Origin of the sequence: Buttiauxella gaviniae (genome assembly GCF_040786275.1) — a bacterium.
GTDB classification, from domain to species: Bacteria; Pseudomonadota; Gammaproteobacteria; order Enterobacterales; family Enterobacteriaceae; genus Buttiauxella; species Buttiauxella gaviniae_A.
In genome coordinates, this window is the sequence record NZ_JBFMVT010000002.1 from 1198008 (window position 1) to 1216155 (window position 18148).

General features: G+C 52.8%; 15 protein-coding genes. 8 read left to right on the plus strand and 7 right to left on the minus strand.

Annotation, left to right across the window (positions count from 1 at the left end; all coding sequences use genetic code 11):
• Positions 1 to 169: 169 nt before the first annotated feature.
• The 6 genes from AB1E22_RS06090 to AB1E22_RS06115 all read right to left on the minus strand — a co-directional run bounded on the left by AB1E22_RS06090 (position 170) and on the right by AB1E22_RS06115 (position 8036).
• Positions 170 to 403, minus strand: coding sequence for a YgdI/YgdR family lipoprotein (locus AB1E22_RS06090; RefSeq protein ID WP_367594536.1), 234 nt, complete (start codon positions 401 to 403; stop codon positions 170 to 172).
• 123 nt (positions 404 to 526) lie between these two features.
• On the minus strand, positions 527 to 1015 hold the full coding sequence (locus AB1E22_RS06095; RefSeq protein ID WP_367594537.1) for a toxin-antitoxin system YwqK family antitoxin: 489 nt from the start codon (positions 1013 to 1015) through the stop codon (positions 527 to 529).
• 126 nt (positions 1016 to 1141) lie between these two features.
• A complete protein-coding gene (gene carB / locus AB1E22_RS06100) occupies positions 1142 to 4366 on the minus strand; it encodes a carbamoyl-phosphate synthase large subunit (protein ID WP_367594538.1) in 3225 nt (1074 codons plus the stop codon).
• A 15-nt stretch (positions 4367 to 4381) separates the two neighbouring features.
• On the minus strand, positions 4382 to 5530 hold the full coding sequence (carA, locus tag AB1E22_RS06105; RefSeq protein ID WP_367594539.1) for a glutamine-hydrolyzing carbamoyl-phosphate synthase small subunit: 1149 nt from the start codon (positions 5528 to 5530) through the stop codon (positions 4382 to 4384).
• Between the two features lie 467 nt (positions 5531 to 5997).
• Entirely contained in the window at positions 5998 to 6819 is an 822-nt protein-coding gene (dapB, locus tag AB1E22_RS06110; RefSeq protein WP_367597341.1) for a 4-hydroxy-tetrahydrodipicolinate reductase, read from the minus strand.
• A gap of 149 nt (positions 6820 to 6968) precedes the next feature.
• The gene (locus AB1E22_RS06115) at positions 6969 to 8036 is read right to left on the minus strand and encodes a LacI family DNA-binding transcriptional regulator (RefSeq protein ID WP_367594540.1); all 1068 of its coding nucleotides are present in this window, start codon (positions 8034 to 8036) and stop codon (positions 6969 to 6971) included.
• 235 nt (positions 8037 to 8271) lie between these two features.
• On the opposite strand from AB1E22_RS06115, the gene AB1E22_RS06120 reads away from it, so the two are divergent.
• From AB1E22_RS06120 to AB1E22_RS06140, 5 genes are all read left to right on the plus strand, one after another.
• The gene (locus AB1E22_RS06120) at positions 8272 to 9447 is read left to right on the plus strand and encodes a Gfo/Idh/MocA family protein (RefSeq protein WP_367594541.1); all 1176 of its coding nucleotides are present in this window, start codon (positions 8272 to 8274) and stop codon (positions 9445 to 9447) included.
• Positions 9444 to 10511 carry a Gfo/Idh/MocA family protein gene (locus tag AB1E22_RS06125; RefSeq protein WP_367594542.1) on the plus strand — a complete coding sequence of 356 codons (1068 nt, stop codon included), beginning with the start codon at positions 9444 to 9446 and terminating at the stop codon, positions 10509 to 10511. Before AB1E22_RS06120 ends, AB1E22_RS06125 begins: the two co-directional genes overlap by 4 nt.
• Positions 10511 to 11527 (plus strand): Gfo/Idh/MocA family protein, encoded by a 1017-nt coding sequence (locus AB1E22_RS06130; RefSeq protein WP_367594543.1) that lies wholly within the window; start codon positions 10511 to 10513, stop codon positions 11525 to 11527. The genes AB1E22_RS06125 and AB1E22_RS06130 overlap by 1 nt, the downstream gene beginning before the upstream one ends.
• 100 nt (positions 11528 to 11627) lie before the next feature.
• Entirely contained in the window at positions 11628 to 13169 is a 1542-nt protein-coding gene (locus AB1E22_RS06135) for an MFS transporter (RefSeq protein ID WP_367594544.1), read from the plus strand.
• A 10-nt stretch (positions 13170 to 13179) separates the two neighbouring features.
• The gene (locus AB1E22_RS06140) at positions 13180 to 14256 is read left to right on the plus strand and encodes a cellulase family glycosylhydrolase (RefSeq protein WP_367594545.1); all 1077 of its coding nucleotides are present in this window, start codon (positions 13180 to 13182) and stop codon (positions 14254 to 14256) included.
• Here the strand turns inward: AB1E22_RS06140 and AB1E22_RS06145 are convergent.
• Entirely contained in the window at positions 14242 to 15261 is a 1020-nt protein-coding gene (locus AB1E22_RS06145) for a LacI family DNA-binding transcriptional regulator (RefSeq protein ID WP_367594546.1), read from the minus strand. The two genes, AB1E22_RS06140 and AB1E22_RS06145, sit on opposite strands and share 15 nt — an antisense overlap.
• 198 nt (positions 15262 to 15459) lie before the next feature.
• Between AB1E22_RS06145 and AB1E22_RS06150 the strand changes: the two genes are divergently transcribed.
• The 3 genes from AB1E22_RS06150 to AB1E22_RS06160 are packed head-to-tail and all read left to right on the plus strand — an operon-like array spanning position 15460 to position 18140.
• Positions 15460 to 17205, plus strand: coding sequence for a class I mannose-6-phosphate isomerase (locus tag AB1E22_RS06150; RefSeq protein WP_367594547.1), 1746 nt, complete (start codon positions 15460 to 15462; stop codon positions 17203 to 17205).
• Positions 17206 to 17207: 2 nt separating this feature from the next.
• Entirely contained in the window at positions 17208 to 17636 is a 429-nt protein-coding gene (locus tag AB1E22_RS06155) for a PTS sugar transporter subunit IIA (protein ID WP_367594548.1), read from the plus strand.
• Positions 17637 to 17645: 9 nt separating this feature from the next.
• Positions 17646 to 18140, plus strand: a complete 495-nt coding sequence (locus AB1E22_RS06160) for a PTS system mannose/fructose/N-acetylgalactosamine-transporter subunit IIB (protein ID WP_367594549.1) — start codon at positions 17646 to 17648, stop codon at positions 18138 to 18140.
• Positions 18141 to 18148 lie beyond the last annotated feature (8 nt).

Sequence of the window (18148 nt, forward strand, 5' to 3'; positions counted from 1 at the left end):
AGTAAGTGATTCGGGTGACTGATAGCTGCCAACGCACCTGCAGGTTGAAGTATGCCGGGTATTATATTGTAAACAGTGTAGCCCTTCAGGAGAGCGGCAATAGTAACGGCAGGCAGTAATTTCTGGATACAGGAGAAGCAGTGGCGAATGCCACTGCGAAAGGGCGAGATTAGTTTTTCAGCTCATTCATCGATTTAACCTGATCCCGGTTAATCTGTTCTGTTTTGCCTGTTTCCGCATTTTCGTAGGAGACCAGACCGGTATCGTCATCTACCTCAGGTTTGCCATCGGTCACAATCGTTTTGCCATCGTTGGTTTTCACCGCCTGGTTAGACGAACAGCCCGCGACGGTAAACAGAGTTGCTGCTGCAAAAATAGAAGCCATCAAAATCTTGTTTTTCATGTTGTTCTCCCTTGGAGTAATCGTTTCTTATCATTTGAGTATTAAATGTAGTCCGACTCTCCGGTTTCGCGAGGAAATACAGAACACTCCGAAGCCAGGCCGCTGTAAATCAGCCTGAACGGTTTAACTTTTTTGCGGGAAACCGTCTTTAAAAATGACCGTTTGCAGCACCTTGCCTTGAGCGTCGTAGGTTTTCGCTTCGCCGTTCGCCACGCTATCTTTATAAGTGATAGTGGTGCGTAACTTACCGTCCTGCGTGTAGCCTTGTGAAAGCCCTTCGGCCTTACAGTTAATCAGCGGCGTATGCGTTCTGAGCGTGCCGTTTGGGTAATAAATATCGAGGTATTCATTAAAGCAACGGTTCTTCACTACCGTCTCGAACTTCTTCGCGCCGTTATCGTATTTTTCAACAAGTTTACCCTCAGGCACTTTATCCGCCACGCTGACAACCGGCACGGTCAGCTTTTTCTGCGGCTCCAGATCGTCTGTTAATCCTTTTGCATAATCTGGCGTCATGCCCATTGCATCGATGGTTTTAGTAACCGACGAGGAAAATTCTGCACAGCCAGACAGCAGTATGACGAGTGTAATCAGAGGAATTGAACGTTGCACGGCGAGCTCCTTTTTTAAGTATTTCCGTAAAATGGAACTAACGCCGGGCGCGGGCAACCCCCAAAACAGGTAGGAAAGGCATTAAAAAACCCGCCGAAGCGGGTTTTTGGGAGGAATCCGAAGCGATTACTTCGTGATTTGCGCGTGCATTTCCTGAACAGAGGTCACTTTTTCAGTGGCATCTGCATTCAGTGCCATCGCTGTAGCAAAGCCGCCGTTCAGCGTGGTGTCGTAGTGCACTTTATACTGCAGTGCGCTGCGGCGGATGAGTTTGGAATCCTCAATCGCCTGGCGACCGGCGGTGGTGTTGATGATGTAGGTGTATTCGCCATTCTTGATACGGTCCTGAATGTGCGGACGACCTTCATGCACCTTGTTCACCAGACGCGGGTTAATGCCTGCTTCACCCAACACAATCGCGGTACCGTGAGTCGCATCGAGGTCGAAGCCTTGCTTCAGCAGTTTCGCCGCAAGGTCAACCACACGCTCTTTATCACCTTCACGCACGGAGAGCAGCGCGCGGCCTGGTTTACGCATCGTAGACTGGCTGCCGAGCATCGCTTTAGAGAATGCTTCTGCAAAGGTGCGGCCCACGCCCATCACTTCACCGGTCGAGCGCATTTCTGGCCCTAACAGCGGATCAACGCCCGGGAATTTATTGAACGGCAGCACCACTTCTTTTACAGAGTAGTACGGCGGGATGATCTCTTTCGTCATGCCCTGCTCAACCAGCGTTTGCCCTACCATCACACGTGCAGCCACTTTTGCCAGCGCCATGCCGGTTGCCTTAGAGACAAACGGCACAGTACGCGCGGCGCGTGGATTCACTTCAATCAGGTAGACTTCGTTATCTTTCACCGCAAACTGCACGTTCATCAGGCCGCGAACCTGCAGCTCGAAAGCCAGCTTCTGCACCTGCTGGCGCATAACATCCTGGATTTCCTGGCTCAGCGTGTAAGCTGGCAGAGAGCATGCGGAGTCGCCGGAGTGAACGCCTGCCTGTTCGATGTGCTCCATGATGCCGCCAATCAGCACGGTTTCACCGTCGCAAATCGCATCGACATCCACTTCTACCGCATCGTCAAGGAAGCGGTCGAGCAGGACCGGCGCATCGTTGGAAACGCTGACTGCCGTCTGGAAGTAACGGCGTAAATCCACTTCGTCATAGACGATTTCCATCGCGCGGCCGCCCAGCACGTAGGACGGGCGAACCACCAGCGGGTAACCAATCTGCGCCGCTTTTTCTACCGCCATTTCGATGGTGGTAACGGTGGCGTTCGCAGGCTGTTTCAGTTTCAGGCGGTCAACCGCGTGCTGGAAACGCTCGCGGTCTTCGGCGCGGTCGATGGCATCCGGGCTGGTGCCGATAATCGGTACGCCAGCCGCTTCCAGTTCACGTGCCAGTTTCAGCGGAGTCTGGCCGCCGTATTGGACGATAACGCCTTTTGGCTTCTCGACGCGGACTATTTCCAGCACATCTTCGAAAGTAACCGGCTCGAAGTACAGGCGGTCGGAAGTGTCGTAGTCGGTAGAAACGGTTTCCGGGTTACAGTTAACCATGATGGTTTCGTAACCGTCTTCGCGCAGCGCCAGAGAGGCGTGAACGCAGCAGTAGTCAAATTCGATACCCTGGCCGATACGGTTCGGGCCACCGCCCAACACCATGATTTTGTCACGGTCGTTGTTCGGGTTAGATTCGCACTCATCTTCATAAGTGGAGTACATGTACGCGGTGTCGGTTGAAAATTCCGCCGCACAGGTATCTACGCGCTTATAAACCGGGTGCAGCTTATATTGCTCACGCAGCTTGCGGATTTCAGACTCGCGAACGCCAGCCAGTTTAGCCAGACGCGCATCGGCGAAGCCTTTACGCTTGAGCATGCGCAGGAAATCGTAGTCCAGACCGGTGATGCCAATCTCTTCGACTTTCTCTTCCAGGCGAACCAGCTCTTCGATTTGCACCAGGAACCAGCGGTCGATGTTGGTCAGGTTGAACACGCCGTCGACGGACAGGCCCGCGCGGAAGGCGTCAGCCACGTACCAGATACGCTCGGCACCAGCATCTTTCAGCTCGCGGCGAATTTTGGTCAGCGCTTCCGGGTCATCCAGATTCACTTTCGGGTCAAAACCGGTCGCGCCCACTTCCAGGCCGCGCAACGCTTTTTGCAGGGATTCCTGCTGCGTGCGGCCAATCGCCATCACTTCGCCTACAGATTTCATCTGCGTAGTCAGGCGGTCATTCGCGCCAACGAACTTCTCAAAGTTAAAGCGAGGAATTTTCGTCACAACGTAATCGATGGACGGCTCGAACGACGCAGGCGTTTTGCCGCCGGTAATGTCGTTCATCAGCTCGTCGAGGGTGTAACCCACCGCCAGTTTTGCCGCTACTTTCGCAATCGGGAAGCCGGTTGCTTTGGACGCCAGCGCAGAAGAACGTGACACACGCGGGTTCATCTCGATAACAATCAGGCGGCCTGTTTTCGGGTTAACCGAGAACTGCACGTTTGAGCCGCCGGTTTCGACGCCGATTTCACGCAGCACCGCCATCGAGGCGTTACGCATGATTTGGTACTCTTTGTCGGTCAGCGTCTGGGCTGGTGCCACGGTGATGGAGTCACCGGTGTGAATGCCCATCGGGTCGAGGTTTTCGATAGAGCAGACGATGATGCAGTTGTCGTTTTTATCACGCACCACTTCCATCTCATACTCTTTCCAGCCAATCAGCGACTCGTCAATCAGCAGCTCTTTGGTTGGAGAAAGATCCAGACCGCGCTCGCAAATCTCTTCGAACTCTTCACGGTTGTAAGCGATACCGCCGCCCGTGCCGCCCATAGTGAATGAAGGGCGAATAATGCACGGATAACCGACGTCAGCGGCAACCGCCAACGCTTCTTCCATATTGTGTGCGATGCCGGAACGCGCGGTGTCGAGGCCGATTTTCTTCATCGCCACGTCGAAACGGCGGCGGTCTTCAGCTTTATCAATCGCGTCAGCGGTAGCACCAATCATGGTGACGCCGAACTCGGCAAGCACGCCCTGGCGCTCAAGTTCCAGCGCGCAGTTCAGCGCCGTCTGGCCGCCCATGGTTGGCAGCACCGCGTCCGGGCGCTCTTTTTCAATGATTTTGCGAACCACTTCCCAGTGAATTGGCTCGATGTAGGTCGCATCAGCCATTTCTGGGTCGGTCATAATTGTCGCCGGGTTGGAGTTCACCAGAATGACACGGTAACCCTCTTCACGCAGCGCTTTACACGCCTGAGCACCGGAGTAGTCGAACTCACACGCCTGGCCGATAACAATCGGGCCTGCACCAAGGATCAGGATGCTTTTTATATCTGTACGTTTTGGCATTTTCTTAGCTCCTGATTATTTAGCGGTCTTGCGGTATTGCTCGATAAGTTCAATAAAGTGGTCAAACAGCGGCGCGGCATCATGCGGACCAGGGCTTGCTTCTGGGTGCCCCTGGAAGCTGAATGCGGCTTTATCAGTGCGATGAATACCTTGCAGCGTGCCATCGAACAGAGATTTATGCGTTACGCGCAGATTTGCAGGCAGCGTCGCTTCATCGACCGCAAAACCATGGTTCTGAGCGGTAATCATCACGCAATCGCGATCCAGATCTTTAACCGGGTGGTTGCCGCCGTGGTGGCCGAACTTCATCTTCACGGTTTTCGCGCCGCTCGCCAGAGCCAGCAACTGGTGGCCGAGGCAGATGCCGAATACCGGTACGTCTGTTTCCAGGAAAGATTTAATGGCGCTGATGGCGTAATCGCACGGCGCCGGGTCACCTGGGCCGTTAGACAAGAAGATGCCGTCTGGATTTAACTTCAGCACATCTTCCGCAGACGTTTGTGCCGGAACAACCGTCAGGCGGCAGCCGCGGTCAACCAGCATACGCAGAATATTGCGCTTCACGCCGTAATCGTAGGCCACGACATGGAACGGTAAATCTTCTTCTTTTGCCGCTTCCGGCAGCTCGCCTTCCAGCGTCCAGCTCCCCTGCTGCCAGGCGTAAGACTCCTGCGTGGTCACTTCTTTAGCGAGGTCCATACCGTTAAGGCCTGGGAACGCTTTCGCTTTTTCCATCGCCAGTGCGGCGTCCAGGTTATCACCGGCAATAATGCAGCCGTTTTGTGCACCTTTCTCGCGCAGAATACGGGTCAGCTTACGGGTATCGATATCGGCGATGGCCACGATGTTATGGCGCTTGAGGTAAGAAGAGAGGTCTTCGGTATTGCGGTAGTTACTGGCAATCAGTGGTAGGTCACGGATAACGAGGCCTTGCGCATGTACCTGGGAGGATTCTTCGTCAGCAGCATTGGTGCCGACGTTGCCGATATGAGGATAAGTAAGAGTGACGATCTGGCGGGAGTAGGAAGGATCAGTGAGGATTTCTTGATAACCGGTCATTGAGGTATTGAAAACGACTTCCCCAACAGCCTGACCCGATGCCCCAATGGCCCGACCGTGGAATTGGGTTCCGTCTTCCAGAACCAACAGCGCTGACTTAATCAAAACGTCCTCCAGGGAATAAACAGTCAATTTATTTGCATATTAATTCAAAACCATTTCCTGAATCAATGCAAAACAGCCTGTCATTTGGATTTTTGACAAACGGCGGCATTCTAGTGAGAGGCCGCCAAAAAGTCTACCATAAGTGCAACTTTTTATGTGTTTTTTAGCTCTCTGATGTAAAAAAGGCGAATTGACCGCTAAAATCAACAGCTAACTTACAGTGCGTAATCGGTTGCGGGGCTGAATGAGTGGGAATCTAAGGGTGGCGAGCGCTAAAAGTGGACCAAATGGTCAAAATTAACAATAAAACAACGAAGAAATGCCATAAAAATGATTTTTATAGGCACTTTGAACCTAAAACCCATGAAAGCACGTAAAATAAAAATAAATAAAAAGGGCAATAAAATATTGCCCTGTCAATCAAACAATTACGATTGTAATAACCACATCACGATGGGTAATAAAGTTTACAAATTATTGAGATCCAGCACGTCTCTCATATCATAAAGTCCGTTTTTCACGCCACTCAACCACAATGCAGATCTAACTGCGCCATTGGCAAAAGTCATACGACTGGATGCTTTATGGGTGATCTCAATCCGCTCGCCGATGTCCGCAAACATCGCCGTATGTTCACCGATAATGTCGCCCGCACGCACCGTGGCAAAACCAATAGTGCCTGGAACGCGCTCGCCGGTGTAACCCTCGCGGGAATAGACCGCGCACTCTTTCAAGTCTTTATCCATCGCCTGAGCAATGGCTTCGCCCATAGCCAGCGCAGTGCCGGACGGCGCATCCACTTTATGGCGATGGTGGGCTTCAATAATTTCGATGTCGGTATAGTCGCCCATCACTTTGGCGGCTTTTTCCAACAGCTTGAGCATCACATTCACGCCCACGCTAAAATTCGCGGCAAAGACAATCGGTACGTCTGCGGCAGCGTCGGTAATCGTCTGCTTGCCCGCATCGTCAAAACCCGTTGTGCCAATCACCATGCCTTTGCCGTGTTGACGGCAGAAAGCCAGATGGTTCAGGGTGCCTTCCGGGCGCGTAAAATCAATGAACACATCGAAGTCGTTAACGACCGCATCAAGGCTGTCACTGACGATAACGCCCGTTTTCGCCACACCCGCTAATTCACCGGCATCGCTGCCAACCAGGGATGAACCTGCACGCTCAAGCGCTGCACCCAGTTTTACGCCGTCCAGTTGCAAGGCTGCCTGAATCAGTTGTCGCCCCATGCGACCACCCGCACCCGCGATTGCAACGCGGACTTGTGACTCATCCATATCCACTCTCTTTTCTGTATTAATCTGCATAGATAACGTTCTCAGGTTAACCAGCCCCGCAAAGGGCCGCCACCCGAAAACAACGATAATAAGAAATTTATGACAAAACGCCGTAATTATCAGTAAAAGCCATTATTCCCGTAACAGAATCAGGGAATTGAATAAGATTGATACAGCTCCCGGCGCCGCCAGTTCACATCCACCACCGAGTTACCCGCAAGAATGGAACCCTGGAGCAATAAATTAAACCTCGGGCTCACTTCGCGCATTAAGCGGCTTTGCAGGATATAAACCGCTTCACTCCCCAATTCACGGCAGGGCTGATAAGCCGCGGTTAAACCCATGCGGTTTATCTCATCCATTTCATGTGCGTAGGCGCAGCTCATAATGGAAATATCTTCGGGAACCTGGAGATTGTGGTTTTTCAGCTCGCTAAGCACTGCCCTGGCGATAGCGCCCCCGCCACATAAAATGGCCGAAGGCAGCTCGGCGCGGGAGCGCTGCTGGAGGTATTTTTTGAAATTAGCCCGGGCTTCCGTTTCACCGTAGCCTTTGGTCACCAGCAAATGTTCAGGCTCATCAAAAATAAAATGATTTTCCAGGCACGCTCTTTTAAACCCTTCCAGCCGCTGGATCATGGTTTCCCGACGCAAATCGGTAAATAACAGCACCGGACGGTGGCCTTTCTCTAACAGGTAATTTGCCGCGCTATAGCCAATGGAATAATGATCCGGAGACACACAATCCAAGCGCATCTTTTTATCTCTGGCATTTATAGTAACAACCGGTTTATTGCTTTCTGCTGCCAGGCGATACAATGAATCGTCATCAATACCGATGATTATTATGCCGTCCACATCGGATTGATTAATTGAGCGCATAAATAAGGCCGTATCCGATTCCGTAATATCCAGAGCACATTTTTTAACGTGAACATCGTAACGCGACACTTCCGAAATAACGCCCTGGATCACTTCATAATAATAATGATCGCCATGGGGGGTAAAAGCCGCAGCCGGGGCACAAATTAATAATGAATTCATTAATAAACGGCTGGCGGGTATGTCACGTAAAATACCCATAATGCGAGCGTGGGAAAATACTTTCTCCTTGGCCTGCGGGCTAACATTACTTTTACCCGCCAGCACCCGAGAAACGGTACTCGGCGAAAGGCCACTTAACTCAGCTATCTGCTTGATTTTCAACTTGCCCGTCATTTTGTGATCGATGCCTCATCCGCAAAGTTAACTTCCTTTCACAGCTAACCCTTTATAATTCTGCCGTTTTTAATTCTCATTTCAGGTTGCCGATCTCGCCATGCAATTTCTGTCATAAATAGCGGTTGTGTGCAAAAAAAACCATAACTATGCTCTCAAAAAATGATTCTTGATGAAAATAAACAGTAACTTTTATTGTCCGTATCGAATTTTTTATTTGATAAGTGAGAGCCTAATGCAAAGAATCGCCATTATAGGAACGGGTAATATTTCCCATAATCACATTCAGGGTTACCTGCAATTTCCTGACCGCTGCCAGATTGTTGCGCTGGTAGATATTTACCCTGAAAAAGCCGAGGAAAAGAAAAAGCATTACGGGTTAACGCAAGCCACGGTCTACAGCAGCCACAAAGATATTCTTAACGATCCCGATATTGATGTTTTCGATATCTGCACCCCGCCTTATGTCCATGCCGCTATTTCTATTGATGCGCTGAATGCGGGTAAACATGTGCTGTGTGAAAAACCGATGGCGGCATCGCTGCAAGAGTGCGATGCAATGATTAGCGCTGCGCAAAGCAGTGGAAAAACGCTGTCGATCATTGCGCAAAACCGCTTTACCGATGCCTTCTGGCGGCTGAAAAAAGTGCTCGAAAGCGACCAGATCGGCAAAGTTTGCCACGCGCAGGTGGATTCCTTCTGGTGGCGCGGTCATTCCTATTACGACCTCTGGTGGCGCGGCACGTGGGAAAAAGAGGGCGGCGGCTGCACGCTAAACCATGCGGTTCACCATATCGACGCGATTCAGTGGATGCTCGGCTTCCCGTCAGAAGTGGTCGCCATCACCACTAACGTCTCCCATGACAACGCCGAAGTGGAAGATCTCAGCGCCGCCATTTTCAAATATGACACCGGCGCCCTAACCCAACTCACCGCGTCGGTCGTCCATCACGGCGAAGATCAGAAAATCGTGATTCAGGGCGAAAAAGCACGTATTTCCGCGCCGTGGGATAAATTCGCCAGCATATCTGCTCCGAACGGTTTCCCCATTGAAACTCGCGATACCTCGCTGGAAAACCAGCTTGAAGACAGCTATCAATCCATCCCGCGCCTTAACTGGACGCTGCATACCGGGCAAATCGAAAACTTCCTGCACGCACTGCACACCGGCACCGCCCCGTTAGTCGATGGCCCGCAGGGCAAGCGTTCGCTGGAACTCATCACTGCAATCTATAAATCCGCCATCACGCGCAGCATTGTTTCACTGCCCATTAACGCCAACGACCCCTATTACCAGACCGGCGGCCTGCTCAAACTGGCTCCGCACTTCTTTGAAAAATCGGCATCCGTGGAAAACTTTGCCAATGAAGACGCTATCCCGCTGGGTAAAAATATGGAGGCAGGATTATGAGCATTAAAGATGGGATGAATTACGCGCCAAAAGGTAAACCGCAGCCCGTGGTGCGGCCCGGTGATTTTACCTTTGCCGCAGCAGGACTCGACCACGGCCATATCTATGGCATGTGTAACGGCCTGATTGAAGCGGGTGCCACATTGAAATGGGTTTACGATCCTGACTCGCAAAAAGTCGAGCAGTTTCTTAAACAGTATCCGCAGGCAAAAGTCGCCCCTTCACTTGAGACAATCCTCAACGATAGCGGCGTGAAGCTCGTTGCCGCAGCCGCCATTCCCGCTGAGCGGTGCGCCCTTGGCCTAAAAGTCATGGATGCCGGAAAAGATTACTTCACGGATAAAGCGCCGTTAACCACGCTCGAACAACTGGCGGCGGCAAAAGCGAAAGTGAATGAGACCGGGTGCAAATACGCGGTCTATTACAGTGAACGCCTGCATGTCGAAAGCGCGGTATTTGCCGGGCAACTGGTGCGCGACGGTGCCATTGGCCGGGTGATTCAGACCCTGGGCATGGGGCCGCACCGCGAAGGGCAAGGCCGCCCGGACTGGTTCTATTTCAAAAAACGTTTCGGGGGCATTCTTTGCGACATCGGCAGCCATCAAATCGAGCAATTTCTTTATTACACCGGCAACAGCGAAGCCCACGTCGTCGCGGCTCAAACGCAGAATTTTGCCCATCCACAATACCCAGAATTTGAAGATTTCGGCGATGCGATGCTCAAAGGCGAGAACGGGGCCAGCGGCTATTTCCGCTGCGACTGGTTCACGCCTGGCGGGCTAAGCACCTGGGGCGACGGGCGTCTTACCCTACTCGGCACCGAAGGCTATATCGAAATTCGCAAATATGTCGACATCACCCGCCAGGAGCAGGACGTAGTGTATCTGGTGAATAAAGAGGGTGAATTCCGCTATCCGGTGGCGGGCAAAGTGGGCTTCCCGTTCTTTGGCGAGCTGATTCTTGATTGTCTGAATCGCACCGAAAACGCCATGACCCAGGCGCACGCTTTTAAAGCCGCCGAATTGTGTGTGCGGGCGCAAATGCTGGCAAACGGAGTGGCTTAATGAAGACATTGCAAGCCGCGGTCATCGGGTGTGGGGCCATCCACACCCTGCACGTCGAGGCGATTCAGGCGTATCCTGCCAGTCAGCTACGGGCGATTGCCGACACGGACTCAACAAAAGGTCGCAGGCTTGCTGAGCGCTACGGCTGCCGCTACTACGCTGATTACCGCACGATGCTCTACGACGGCGATATTGATGTGGTGCACGTATGTACGCCTCACGTGGCCCACAAAGAGATCATCACCGCGGCGCTTATCGCCGGGAAACACGTCTTTACGGAAAAACCGGTGGCGCTTAATCCAGGCGAGGTGAAAGAGATAAAAAACGTGCTGGCAGTCACCACCGGGCAGTTGGGTGTTTGTTACCAGAACCGCCTGAACCCCAGCAGCCAGAAAATCAAAGCGCTGCTGGAGAGCAACGCGTTCGGCAAAATGTTAAGTATTAAAGCCGTGCTGACGTGGAACCGAACGCATGACTACTACACGCAAAGCCCCTGGCGTGGGCGCTTTGCCAGCGAGGGCGGCAGCCTTTTGATCAACCAGGCGATTCATACCCTGGACTTAATGCAGTGGTTTGCCGGAGGCATCAAGTCAGTCAAAGGTGTCGTAGAAAGTAGTTTCCTGAGCGACGCAACACAGGCCGAAGACACCGCCATCGCCAATATGAAACTGGCTAACGGCGCGCGCGGGATCTTTTACGCCACCAACTGCAATACCACCGATTCACCGCTGTTTTTAGAGATCCACTGCGAAAACGGCCTGCTGCAACTTCATCACAATAGTCTGTGGTTTATTTCAGGCGATATTAAAGAACTTCTCGTCTGCGATGAAGCGCCCGGCGAAGATCAAAAATGTTATTGGGGAAGTAGCCATCAGCAGGCCATTAATAATTTTTATGCCGATTTAAAAAATAGAGATAACCACAGCTACGTGGATATTCATCAGGCAGAAATATCACTGCGCATGGTCGAAGCTATTTATCAGTCATCAATAACAAGGAATTGGATAGAGTTTTAAACATCATTCCATATACCCTAAATAATTCGAGTTGCAGCCAACACCCCTGCAGCCTGAAGTATGACGGGTATCCACCCTACGGCTTAAATGGAATAACAATATGAAACCTACAGAACGCAGAGTTGGCTATGGAACAGCCATAGGATATGGCGTCACCGATTTATTTGGCGGCGGCGCATTTGCGATTATTGGCACCTGGCTATTATTCTTCTATACCACCTATTGTGGATTATCGGTCCTGGAAGCCGGTTCAATATTTGCTATCGCCCGTGTCATTGATGCCGTATTAAGCCCAATAATGGGTTATATCACCGATAATTTCGCCAACACCTGGCTGGGTAGAAAATTTGGCCGCCGACGCTTCTTTTTATTACTCAGCGCCCCGCTGATGTTTTTATATGCCCTGCTGTGGGTCACGGATATGGGCTACTGGTATTATCTCGGCACCTATCTTTCCATTGAACTGCTGTCTGCCATGGTGCTGGTTCCCTGGGAAACCTTAGCCGCCGAAATGACTAACCGTTACAGCGAACGCGCCCGTTTATCAGGCGTGCGAATGATTTGCTCACAGCTTGGCGGTTTTCTGGCCGTCTCCGTGCCCGGCGTCATCATGCAGTTTACCGGCAAAGATAACTCCATGACGTACACCTACACCGGGCTGATTTTCTCGGCTATTTTTTGCATTGCCGTATTCACCACCTGGATGTGTACCTGGGAGGCCAAAGATGTGCGGGAAGAGTTTGAGCCCGAACCGGAAAACGCAAACAGCGGAAACTTGTGGCACCATTTAAAAAACCTGGTATTAGACCTGCTCTCCTCTTTTAAAATTAAGATGTTCCGCCAGCATATTATTATCTACATTGCCTCGTTTACCGCGATGGATGTCTTTGGCTCGGTATTTACCTATTACATCGTTTACGGTTTGCATCAGGATACCGCTGCGGTGTCGGGTTATTTAAGCGTCGCGGCATTTGTTTCTGTTCCGGGAACATTTGTATTCATGATGCTCCTCAGCAAATTTGACCTGTCACCTTCTGGTGCCTTGCGTTTATCTTATAGCTGCATTTTCGCGGTATTAGCCTTCTTATTTTATGCCTATGTCACCAACCTTAACGTATCGGTTCTCTTATTCTCTTCGGTATTTGTCGTGCTGGGTGTTTCCCGCGCGGGCCTTTATTTTATCCCGTGGAATATTTACAGCTTTATTCCCGATGTGGATGAAATCGTCACCAAAAAACGCCGGGAGGGAATATTCGCGGGCGTGATGGTGTTAACGCGCAAAAGCACCGTGGCACTGGCCATCATGCTGATTGGCGTGGTGCTGCAAGAAAGCGGCTTTGTAAAAGGCCAGGGTGAGCAGCCTATTGAAGCATTACACGCCATTGTTGGGCTAATGGTCTTTGCCACCGCCGCACTGCTGGCGATCAGCTTCTACATGACGTTCAAATTCAAACTGACCCGCGAATCCCACAAAACGCTGATTAAAGAGGTCGCCCGCCTGAAGCTCGGTGGAAACCTGGCGGACTGCGACATGGAAACCCGCAAGGTGATTAAAGACCTCACCGGATACGAATATGACAAAGTTTGGGGCAACACGCCGGGGCGCAAGTCCGCCGCCACGTTCACGCCTGAATCACCTTAGGAGCCAGATAATGCGCACACAATGGAGTAAACAGCAGGCCGCAGAGTGGCACAAAAATCAGGGCTGGATATGCGGGTTTAACTACCTGCCGCGCAGCGCCGTGAACTGGACGGAACTCTGGCAGCGCGAAACCTTTGACGCAGAAACTATCGAGCAGGAACTGGGTTGGGCGCAGGAAATTGGCTATAACCAGTTGCGCATCAATCTGCCGTTTATCGTCTGGCAGCATGACCGCGATGGGCTTCTGGAACGCATTGAGCAGTTTCTGGCTATCGCCCAGCGTCATAATATTCGCGTGATGCTGACGTTAATGGATGACTGTAGCTTCTCCGGCGACGAACCCTTTTTAGGGCCACAGAAAGCCCCCGAACCCGGCAAACATAACAGCCAGGCAGCGGCAAGCCCCGGGCGCAAAACGGTGTGTAACCGCGAGATGTGGCCGGAACTGGAACGCTATGTGCGCGACATTGTGCGCCATTTCAGAACCGACTCGCGCATCGCCATCTGGGATTTGTACAACGAGCCGGGCAACCGGGGAACCTTTGCCACCGGCCTTGAAGAAACGCAGTTCGACGAAAAACTGGAAGTGTTTGCGCAGGAATTACTGCCACAGGTTTTCGCCTGGGTGCGGGACGAAGATCCGATCCAGCCGCTGACCGTGGGCGCGTGGCATATTTCACAGGAGCCGGATCAACCCGAAAGCGAATTTTTCGCCCATCCGATCGATTTGATCGCCGCGCAACTGTCGGATGTTGTGAGTTTTCATGCTTATCTCGCCACACCGAAAATGCTCAAGGTTTTGCATTTCTGGCAAAAATTCGACCGCCCGATTCTGTGCACCGAATGGCTGGCGCGCCATGTCGGCAGCGTGATGGAGGAGCAGCTCCCGCTCTTTGCGGCGCTTAACGTCGGCTGCTATCAGTGGGGGCTGGTACGCGGAAAAACGCAAACCACCCTCCCATGGCCGTCGGTACGTAAAAGCGGCGTGGATTACGCCCATCTCTGGTTCCACGATGTGCTCGACGAATACGGCATTCCTTTCCGCCACAGCGAAATGGCGCTGGTACGCCGCTTAACGCGCCGGTGATCCAAACCCGCATGACTCCCGCACCACCAGCGTGGGCGGGAGAATAATGCGCTTCGGCGGCTCGTCATTGCCCTGAATACGGCTAAACAACAGCTCTCCGGCTTTGCGACCAATCTCTTTGGCGGCAACCGAAACGGTGGTTAGCGCGGGCTGAACCAGTGACGCTTCGGTGATGTCGTCAAACCCCACCAGCGCAAAATCCACGCCCGGCTGGCGGCCCATTTTGCGCAGCGTCTGCATCACGCCCAGCGCCACAATATCCTGATAACAGACCGCCGCTGTGATTTCCGGATAACGGCGGAACAACGCCTCCGCGACGCGCGCGCCGTCGCTTTGGCTCGCCCGCGACGAAACCACCCACTCACTATTTGGCTGAATGCGATGCTCCAGCAATTTACTGCTGTAACCGCCGATACGTTGTGCGCGGCTAATCGAGTTTTCACTCCCGCCGATAAACGCAATATGACGATGGCCCAGCCGCAACAGATGTTGTGTCGCCAGTTGCGTGCCAAGAAAGTTATCGGTGCCGACAAAATCAAAATCCACATCGTCCATCGGGCGCACCACCATAATCGCCGGAATATTGCGCCGCTTCAGGGTTTCAAAAAACAGCGGCGGCGTTTCCCGCGCCGCGCATAGCACCATGCCGCAGGCGTTATTGCGCATCAGGGAATCGACAAATTTTTGCTGGCGCTCGCCGGATTCTTCGCTATTTGCCAGAAACAGCAGCAAATCGTGGCGCTCCATTTCCTGGCTCAGGCCTGCCGTCATTTCGCCGTAAAACGGGTTGGTAATGTCGTGCAGCAACAGCCCTACCTGGTTGCTGGTGCGATTGCGTAAATTCGCCGCCGTCTGGTTGTAAACGTAGCCCAGATCATCCAGCGCTTTCAGCACGCGCTGGCGAGTGGCGTCAGAAATTCGCCCCCGGTTACGCAACACCATCGACACGGTAGCGGTGGAAACCTGCGCCTCTTTTGCGACCTGGGCAAGGGTAACGGTGCTCATTGGCACTCCCTGGAGTTAAGTTGTTTTCCTGAGATTAATCGAATAACCCAAAAATTGCATTTATCCGTGTGAAAGCCATCACAGATAACTCAGCTTTAGCCAACACCTTGTTAAAAATGGCGGGTTAATCGCGTTTACCACTCTGTTCAAAATGGGTTAATCGATTAATCTTAATTCATCAGCAACAGGGAGAATATTATGCATTCGGCATCCTACGATAAGTATCCCGAAGTCCGCGTTTCGGGGTTTGATCATCAGGCCTGGCAAGGCTGGCACGCGATAAAACAAGCCGTCAGGGAGCGACTCTCACGGGCCGGTAAAACCGTGCTGGTGATTGACTGCTACCCTGGCGTGCAGCTCGACGAACTCCATTCGCAACTCATTACCCCGTTGAATCCCGATTTAATTATCAACGCTGAAACAGCCCGCCTGAGCGAACAGCATCTCCATGATTTGCTGGCCCATAACCTGACAGACGACCGCGTGTTTGGGGTGCTCTCCTGCCATGAACTCACTGAGTTTTTCTGTGCCGATAAGCTGGCGCAGGCGCAAAGTGAAGTAAAAAACGCCAGCGGCCTGGTAGTGATTTACGGCCCGGGCGCGGCACTGATTCATGCCGGTGATGTGCTGGTTTATGCGGATCTCGCCCGCTGGGAGATTCAGCAGCGTTTTCGCCGGGGCGAGCTCGGCAACTGGGGCGCAAACAACGAAAGCGAAGATATTCTGCGCCGCTACAAACGCGCCTTTTTCATCGAATGGCGCGTGTTTGACCGCCATAAAACCCCGCTTCTCAAGCGTGCAGATTTCCTGCTTGATACCAATAACCCCGCCCAACCGGCGATGGTGAGCGGCGAAGCGCTGCGCCACGGCCTGCAACAAACCACGCAGCAGCCCTTCCGCGTGGTGCCATTCTTCGACCCGGGCGTCTGGGGCGGGCAATGGATGAAAGACAAGTTTGATCTCGATCCCTCAAAGCCAAATTACGCATGGTGTTTTGACTGTGTGCCCGAGGAGAACAGCCTGTTACTGCGTTTTGGTGATGTGCGGATCGAGATCCCCTCTCAGGATCTGGTGTTGCTCTACCCTCGCCCGCTGCTTGGCGAACGCGTTCATGCCCGCTTTGGGGCAGAATTTCCAATCCGTTTCGATTTCCTGGACACCATCGGCGGGCAGAATTTAAGTTTCCAGGTGCATCCGATTACCGAATACATCCAGCAGCATTTCGGGATGCACTACACCCAGGATGAAAGTTATTACCTGCTGGAAGCCGAACCGAGTGCGGAAGTTTATCTGGGCACCAAAACGGGAATCGATCCGCAAGAGATGCTCGAGGATCTGGCGAGCGCCCAGCGCGGTGAAAAAGCGTTTGATGATGAGAAATTCGTTAACCGCTTCCCGGCGCGCAAACACGATCACTTCCTGATCCCCGCAGGCACCGTGCACTGTTCCGGAAGCGGCGCGATGGTGCTAGAAATCAGCGCTACACCTTATATTTTCACCTTCAAACTCTGGGACTGGGGCCGGTTAGGGCTGGACGGCTTGCCGCGCCCGGTGCACCTGGAACATGGCGAGCAAGTCATTGACTGGCAACGCGATACCCAGTGGGTCACCGAACATCTGGTGAACCATTTTGAACCGATTGCCGAAGGTGACGGCTGGCGTGAAGAGCGCACGGGCCTGCACGAGCGCGAGTTTATCGAAACCCGTCGCCACTGGTTTACGCAACCCGTCACCCACCACACGCACGGCGGCGTAAACGTGCTGAATCTGGTGGAAGGCGCGGAAGCGCTGGTCGAAAGCCCGAGCGGCGCATTCGAACCGTTTGTGGTGCATTACGCCGAAACCTTCATCATTCCCGCCGCCGTTGGGGAATACCGAATTTCACCTTATGGCAGCGGAAAAGATCAGCAGCTCGCCACCATGAAAGCCTGGGTAAGGGGATAACGATGATCAACGTCATTCTGGCAACACACGGTTCACTGGCAGACGCTCTGCTGGCAAGTTCGCGCATGGTTTACGGCGAACTGCCGCACGTTTTCCCCGTCATGCTCACTGAAAATAAAGGCATCAACAGTTTTGGCGATGAGTTTGCAGCGGTGCTAAAGCAGGCCAGCAAAGGGGCCGATGGCGTGGTGGTGCTGTGCGATTTGCAAAGTGGCACGCCGTGGAACGTGGCTTGCCACCATGCCTTTAACCCAGATACCCAACCGCCCGTTACGGTGCTCGCCGGGGTTAATTTCCCCATGCTGCTTTTGAGCGATGAGATAAAAGATCTTCAGGATGTGGAGCAGGCCACCGCGCAGTTACTGGCTAACACCCAGGAGACGCTGGTGCAGGCCACGCTTGCTGAAACCGCACAGTCAGATGATTTCTAAGGGGCAACGATGAGCATTTCATTTGTACGTATCGACGACCGCGTGATCCACGGCCAGCTGGTCACCCGCTGGGCAAAAGAGCTGCCGTGCGATGGGATCATCGCCATCGATGATGCGGTTGCCGCCGATCCGCTGCTCTCCTCGGTGATGAAAGGGGCGGTGCAGGACATCAAAGTCTGGCTATTTGATACCGCCACTGCGATTGAAAAACTGCCGAAAATCATCGCCAGCGAGAAGCGCTACTTCGTGATTGGCAAATCTCCGGTGACGTTAAAACGCATTATCGAGGCGGGCATCAGCCTGCAAAACAGCAACAAAAAAATCAACGTTGGCCCGATGAGCGCGCGAGCCTCCACCACCACAATTGGCCCTAATCAGTCTGTAAACCCGGAGGAGATAGCCGCGTTCGACTACCTCGTGCAGCACGGGCACCAGATTGAATTTCGTCTGGTGCCCGATGCCAGCAGCTATAGCTGGCAGGACGCTCGCCAAAAACTCAAATAAAGGAGTGC